At 41.6% G+C, this 6,200-nt stretch carries 9 protein-coding genes; 6 read left to right on the top strand and 3 right to left on the bottom strand.

Annotated features, from left to right (window positions below):
* The 3 genes from QT76_RS06820 to QT76_RS06815 form a co-directional block, all read right to left on the bottom strand.
* A partial coding sequence (locus QT76_RS06820) for a tyrosine-type recombinase/integrase (RefSeq protein WP_033617131.1) occupies positions 1 to 985 on the bottom strand: 985 nt, incomplete at its 3' end.
* Positions 982 to 1,110, bottom strand: a complete 129-nt coding sequence (locus tag QT76_RS08625) for a hypothetical protein (protein ID WP_267864697.1) — start codon at positions 1,108 to 1,110, stop codon at positions 982 to 984. The genes QT76_RS06820 and QT76_RS08625, both read right to left, overlap by 4 nt.
* The gene (locus QT76_RS06815) at positions 1,100 to 1,603 is read right to left on the bottom strand and encodes a hypothetical protein (RefSeq protein ID WP_033617130.1); all 504 of its coding nucleotides are present in this window, start codon (positions 1,601 to 1,603) and stop codon (positions 1,100 to 1,102) included. Before QT76_RS06815 ends, QT76_RS08625 begins: the two co-directional genes overlap by 11 nt.
* 298 nt (positions 1,604 to 1,901) lie before the next feature.
* Between QT76_RS06815 and metK the strand changes: the two genes are divergently transcribed.
* The 6 genes from metK (at position 1,902) to fabH (ending at position 6,196) form a co-directional block, all read left to right on the top strand.
* Positions 1,902 to 3,059 carry a methionine adenosyltransferase gene (gene metK, locus QT76_RS06810; RefSeq protein WP_000655168.1) on the top strand — a complete coding sequence of 386 codons (1,158 nt, stop codon included), beginning with the start codon at positions 1,902 to 1,904 and terminating at the stop codon, positions 3,057 to 3,059.
* A gap of 66 nt (positions 3,060 to 3,125) precedes the next feature.
* A complete protein-coding gene (ndk, locus tag QT76_RS06805; RefSeq protein WP_033617129.1) occupies positions 3,126 to 3,539 on the top strand; it encodes a nucleoside-diphosphate kinase in 414 nt (137 codons plus the stop codon).
* 24 nt (positions 3,540 to 3,563) lie between these two features.
* Positions 3,564 to 3,920 (top strand): hypothetical protein, encoded by a 357-nt coding sequence (locus QT76_RS06800; protein WP_033617128.1) that lies wholly within the window; start codon positions 3,564 to 3,566, stop codon positions 3,918 to 3,920.
* Between the two features lie 15 nt (positions 3,921 to 3,935).
* The gene (gene rpmF, locus QT76_RS06795; protein ID WP_000290431.1) at positions 3,936 to 4,082 is read left to right on the top strand and encodes a 50S ribosomal protein L32; all 147 of its coding nucleotides are present in this window, start codon (positions 3,936 to 3,938) and stop codon (positions 4,080 to 4,082) included.
* Positions 4,083 to 4,159: 77 nt separating this feature from the next.
* Positions 4,160 to 5,179 carry a phosphate acyltransferase PlsX gene (gene plsX / locus QT76_RS06790; RefSeq protein WP_001874891.1) on the top strand — a complete coding sequence of 340 codons (1,020 nt, stop codon included), beginning with the start codon at positions 4,160 to 4,162 and terminating at the stop codon, positions 5,177 to 5,179.
* 24 nt (positions 5,180 to 5,203) lie between these two features.
* Entirely contained in the window at positions 5,204 to 6,196 is a 993-nt protein-coding gene (gene fabH / locus QT76_RS06785; RefSeq protein WP_033617127.1) for a ketoacyl-ACP synthase III, read from the top strand.
* The last annotated feature ends 4 nt before the right edge of the window (positions 6,197 to 6,200 follow it).

Here is a 6,200-nt window from a genome sequence, read left to right as displayed (position 1 = left end):
TGTAAAGCTTTCGGTCTTTTAGGTTTAACGCTTTTAAAAGCGCTCTAAAAGCCCTTTGAAACATGGTCGTGCGTTTGGGCATGCTAATGAAAACAAATTTTTTATTAGCGGGTTCGCTCGCTTGTAGCTCTTTTAGGATTTTCTCCACTGGCTCTAACAGATCAACCTCCCTAATGCTTGGCTTGTTTTTAGGCGTTGTGATGGTTCCTAATTCGTTCAAGGATTTGTTAATGGTGATCGTTTTCTCGTTAAAGTCAATGTCTTCCCACGTTAAAGCTAACTGCTCGCCGGTGCGTAAGCCGGTAAGAAATGCTACCGTTAAAAACGCTTTTAATCTTAAGCTTTGCGCGTTTTCAATGAGGGCCTTAACCTCTTCTAAGTTGAAGGGCATGATCGCTGTGGCTTCTTGCGCGTTTTTGAGCGTCACAGAAAAATACGGGCTTTTTTCAATAAATCCCTCCGTCTCACAAAACTCTAAAAAGCTTTTTAGGTTAGCGTTCAGGTTGTGGATCGTGTTTTTCTTGTAGTGTTTTAGCGTGGCTTCGTGATAAAGCGCGATTTTTTCTTTAGTGATTTTCTTAAGCTTATCGCTTTCTTTCAAGCTCATGATCCTAAAAATGCTATTAAAAACATTTTCTAAAGAATTAAGGCTCGTTTGTTTTAGCCCTATTTTTAACGCTAAAAAGCGTTTTAACACTTCAAGGATAGTAATCTTTCGTTGTATTATTATCGTTCGTTTTTCGGCGTTTTTAACGCGCTTATTAGCGTTTTTCATCGCTTCTAATCGCTTAATGAACGCTAAAATCTCTTTTAGGCTTTTAGTTTGGAAATATTCTAAAGCTTCATCCGTGTTCATTTTTAGGCAGTCTGTGGCTTTTCTCAAGCTCACTCTAAAGCGCTTATTTTTCTTATCGTGGTAGTTAAGATATAGCGTAGGCTCGCCTTTGTATTCTCGTGTGAACAAAGTGAAGGTGCTATTATTCATAACAAACTCCTTAAGGCGTAAGCTGTAGCTAAAATCACGCTAAAGCCTATCAATAAAACCCATTCAAAACGATCCGCCTTTTTTAAAGGCTTGTTTAGATTTTTTAGATTTTTGTTAGGATTCATTGTTGCCCCCTTTTTCTTGGTGTGTGGCTAAGCCTGGTTTTAAGGCTTCATCGCTTGGCTTTTCTCTTAAGCTTGAGTTGTTGCCCTGGTTGGTTTGTAGGCGTTTTTTAGCGCTTGCTTGTGAGTGGTCTCTAAATGCGGTTTTTTGACGCTCGCTAAAGGCTTTTTTTGTGGGATTTAAGCGCTGTTTTTTAGTTTGCGCGCTAGATTTAGGCTTAAGCGTGGTTTTTTGCGTGAGATCGCTTGCGTTGGCGTTCTCGCTTGTTTGTGCGCTTGCTTGCGTTCGCTCTTGCGCGTTCGCTTTAGCGTTTGCGTTGTGGATTTCTTGCGTTCGCTCTTGCGCGTTCGCTTTAGCGTTTGCGTTGTGGATTTCTTGCGTTCGATCGCTTTCTTGGTTGGTTGCGTTCTTTGGCGTGCCCTTTTTTAGCATGATCGCTTGCGTGATTGCTTTAAGCTCGTTGAAGCTTGCTGCTGTCTCGTATTCTTGTCTCATTTTTTGAGCTCCTTTTATATTTTAACGCCCTTTTTTTAGGCGTTTGGTTAGTTTAAAATGCGTTAGCTTTTAAAAATGTTGTTTTGATTGTGAGACAAAAAGATTAACCCCCCGCTTGGGTATTTGAAAGCCAAAAATCGTTCGGTTTTTTCAAATAAGCCCCTATCTTGTGGCTCTTAAAAAAGATTTTTGCTTTTGTGGTTTTTAGGGTTTTTAGCGTGCGGTTTGGTTGGAGTTGTGAAATAAGCTATAATAAGCCCATTTTGAATACGAATGATTATTTTAATAAGGACAATCAATGAAAGATAGTTTTCTTTTCACTTCTGAATCAGTAACCGAGGGGCATCCTGACAAAATGGCTGATCAAATCAGCGATGCGGTTTTAGATTACATTATTGAGCGGGATCAAAAAGCCAAAGTCGCATGCGAGACTTTAGTTTCTAATGGTTTTTGCATGATCACTGGCGAGTTAAAAACTTCTGTTTATGCCCCTATGCAAGAGATTGCAAGAGAAGTGGTTAAAAAGATTGGCTATACAGACGCTCTTTATGGCTTTGATTACAGAAGTGCGGCGGTTTTGAATGGCGTTGGCGAGCAAAGCCCTGATATTAATCAAGGCGTGGATAGAGAAGATGGCGAGATTGGGGCAGGGGATCAAGGGCTTATGTTTGGTTATGCATGCAAAGAGACTGAGACGCTCATGCCCTTACCCATTCATTTAGCGCACCAGCTCACTTTCGCTCTGGCTCAAAAAAGAAAAGACAACACTTTGCCTTTTTTAAGGCCTGATGGCAAGTCTCAAGTGAGCGTGCGTTATGAAAACAACAAGCCTGTAAGCATTGATACGATCGTCATTTCCACCCAACATTCCCCAGAAGTTTCGCAAAAACATTTAAAAGAAGCCGTGATTGAAGAGATCGTGTATAAGGTTTTACCCAAAGAATATTTGCATGACAATATCAAGTTTTTTGTCAATCCTACAGGAAAATTTGTTATCGGTGGGCCGCAAGGCGATGCGGGCTTGACGGGCAGAAAAATCATCGTGGATACTTATGGGGGGAGTTGCCCGCATGGCGGGGGAGCGTTTAGCGGGAAAGACCCTAGTAAAGTGGATAGGAGCGCGGCTTATGCGGCCCGCTATGTGGCTAAAAATTTGGTAGCGAGTGGGGTTTGCGATAAAGCGACCGTGCAACTTGCTTATGCGATTGGGGTGATAGAGCCAGTGTCTGTTTATGTGAACACGCATAACACGAGCAAGTATTCAAGCGCGGAGTTGGAAAAATGCGTGAAAGCGGTTTTCAAACTCACGCCAAAAGGCATTATTGAAAGCTTGGATTTATTAAGACCCATTTATTCGCTCACTTCAGCTTATGGGCATTTTGGGCGCGAGTTAGAGGAATTCACTTGGGAAAAAACCAACAAAGCTGAGGAGATTAAAGCGTTCTTTAAGCGTTGAAAAAATATTTTAAGGGTAATATTTTAAAAAGTTTTTGTATAATCAACAATTCACAAGGAGTTTAAATTGAAACAAAGAACGCTGTCTATTATTAAACCGGATGCGCTTAAGAAAAAAGTGGTAGGCAAAATCATTGATCGCTTTGAGAGTAACGGTTTGGAAGTCATTGCCATGAAACACTTGCATTTGAGCGTTAAAGACGCTGAAAACTTTTATGCGATCCACAGAGAGAGACCCTTTTTTAAAGATTTGATAGAATTTATGGTCAGTGGTCCGGTAGTGGTTATGGTTTTAGAGGGCAAAGATGCGGTGGCTAAAAACAGAGATCTTATGGGAGCGACTGATCCCAAACTCGCCCAAAAAGGCACTATTAGGGCGGATTTTGCTGAAAGCATTGACGCTAATGCGGTGCATGGGAGCGATAGCTTAGAAAACGCACACAATGAAATCGCTTTCTTTTTTGCCGCTAGGGATCTTTAAGATTTAAGGGCGTTTTAAGTAAGCATGCAATTTGAAATGCGTAAAATCGCTTTTAATGCACCTAGAGCGTTTTCTTTAGAGCATGAGGGAGTGGTTTTAGAGGGCGAAGTTGTGCGGGTGGGGGCGAAATTGTTTCGTTTGGAAGCGTGCCTTAAGGGTGAATTGATGCTTATTTGCGATACAAGCGGTAAAGAGTTTAAAAAAAACCTTGATGAGTCGTTGGTTTTGCATATTTCAGACGGGTTGTGGGATACGCAAAGCCAAAGTTTGGATTTTGATAATTTAGATGTTATTGAATCTTTCAATGGTTTTATTGATTTGAGCGAGATTTTACGCTCTGAAGTGGAGTCTATTAAATTAGACTACCATTATGCAGATTGAAATGAAGGAGAATTTATGGCAGTACCTGATAGAAGAGTGAGTAAGACAAGAGCGGCAAAAAGGCGCACGCATTATAGCGTTAAGTTGGCTAAACCTGTGAAAGCCAAAGATGGCACTTGGAAGCTTCCCCACCATATTAACAAATTTACTAAAGAATACTAATATAAAAGCTATCTTTAGTGATAGAAAGTATTTTAAAGGATTGCAACGGATTGCAACAAGCCTTTTAAGGACGCATGATGAAAATTGTAATAGACTTAATGGGGGCTGACCATGGGGTTTTACCCATTATTGAGGGAGTCTCAAGGGCTTTAGAGAATAAGAGTTTTAGTGCGGTTTTAGTGGGGGATAAAGACAAAGCGACCCCTTTTATTTCTAAAGAGTTAGCCAGCAAAGTGGAAATGATCCACACGCAAGATTACATTAAAATGGAAGAAGCCGCCACTGAGGCGATCAAGCGTAAGGAATCTTCCATTTACTTGGGCATGGATATTTTAAAAAATGGGGCTGACGCTTTGATTTCAGCGGGGCATAGCGGAGCGACTATGGGATTAGCCACCTTGCGTTTAGGGCGTATCAAGGGGGTTGAAAGGCCTGCTATTTGCACTTTGATGCCTAGCGTTGGCAAACGCCCTAGCGTGCTGTTAGACGCAGGGGCGAACACGGATTGCAAGCCTGAATATTTGATTGATTTTGCTCTTATGGGGTATGAATACGCTAAAAGCGTGTTGCATTATGACAGCCCTAAGGTGGGTCTTTTGAGTAATGGCGAAGAAGATATTAAAGGGAACATGCTCGTTAAAGAAACGCATAAAATGCTGAAAGCTTATGACTTCTTTTATGGCAATGTGGAGGGGAGCGATATTTTCAAAGGGGTTGTGGATGTAGTGGTTTGCGATGGCTTTATGGGGAATGTGGTCTTAAAGACAACAGAAGGGGTCGCTAGCGCGATAGGCTCTATTTTTAAAGATGAAATTAAAAGCTCTTTTAAATCTAAAATGGGGGCTTTGATGCTTAAGAATGCGTTTGGTATTTTAAAACAAAAAACCGATTACGCTGAATATGGGGGAGCACCGCTTTTGGGCGTGAATAAAAGCGTGATCATTAGCCATGGCAAGAGCAACGCTAGAGCGGTTGAATGCGCGATTTATCAGGCTATTAGCGCTGTTGAAAGTCAGGTTTGTTTGAGGATTACTCAAGCGTTTGAGAGCTTGAAGCCTAGCGTTTCTGCGCATCAAAGTGATCAGCAAGACGCTTAAAGATGACTATGTTAAGGGGATTGAATGGAATTTTACGCCTCTCTTAAATCCATTGCGATGCATGTTCCAAGCGAGCGTGTGAAAAATGCAGAGTTTCAGCAATTTTTGGATACCAGCGATGAATGGATAGAAAAAAGAACCGGTATCAAAGAGCGCCGTTTCGCTAACGATGAAGAAAAAAGCAGCGATTTAGGGGTAATAGCGGCTAAACAAGCCATAGAGAGAGCGCATTTAACCCCAAAAGACATTGATTTGGTGGTTGTAGCGACTTTAAGCCCTGATTTTTTGGCCATGCCTTCAACTGCTTGCGTGTTGAGCGCGAAATTAGGCATTGAAAACAAGCCGGCGTTTGATATTTCAGCCGCTTGCACGGGTTTTATTTATTTATTATCGGTGGCTAAGGCTTATGTTGAGAGCGGGATGTGCGAAAATGTGCTGATTGTGGGGGCAGAAAAAACGAGCAGCGTGTTGGATTTTAAAGATAGGGGGACTTGTATTTTATTTGGCGATGGGGCTGGGGCGTGCGTGATAGGCAGAACCAAACATTTAAAAGAAAGCATTTTAGACGTGCAGATTTCAGCGAACGGGAATTTTTCTAATTATCTTTATACGCCAAGGACTCTAAAACCCACGCCCTTTAACGCTAAAGAAGAAGCTTTAGAGCCTTTTTTGTGCATGAAAGGCAATGAAGTGTTTAAACTGGCGGTGAAAACGCTTTTAAAAGATGTGGAAATGATCTTAGAAAAAAACGCTCTCAAACCTGAAGATGTGCGTCTGTTTATCCCGCATCAAGCTAATTTTAGGATCATTCAAGCGGTGCGAGAGCATTTGGATTTTAAAGATGAGCAAGTGGTTTTAACCGTGCATAAATACGGCAACACTTCAGCAGCCAGTATCCCTATGGCCATGGGTGAAGCTTATGAAGAGGGGCGTTTGAAAAAGGGCGATTTAATGCTTTTAGACGCTTTTGGTGGGGGATTGACTTGGGGTTCAGCGTTGGTGTATTTTGGCGGATAAAAAG

It is taken from the genome of Helicobacter pylori SA37A, from assembly GCF_000476015.1.
Lineage (GTDB): Bacteria > Campylobacterota > Campylobacteria > Campylobacterales > Helicobacteraceae > Helicobacter > Helicobacter pylori_DB.
The sequence above is the reverse complement of the archived record's forward strand: the minus strand, read 5'-3'. Positions and strand labels throughout refer to the sequence as shown.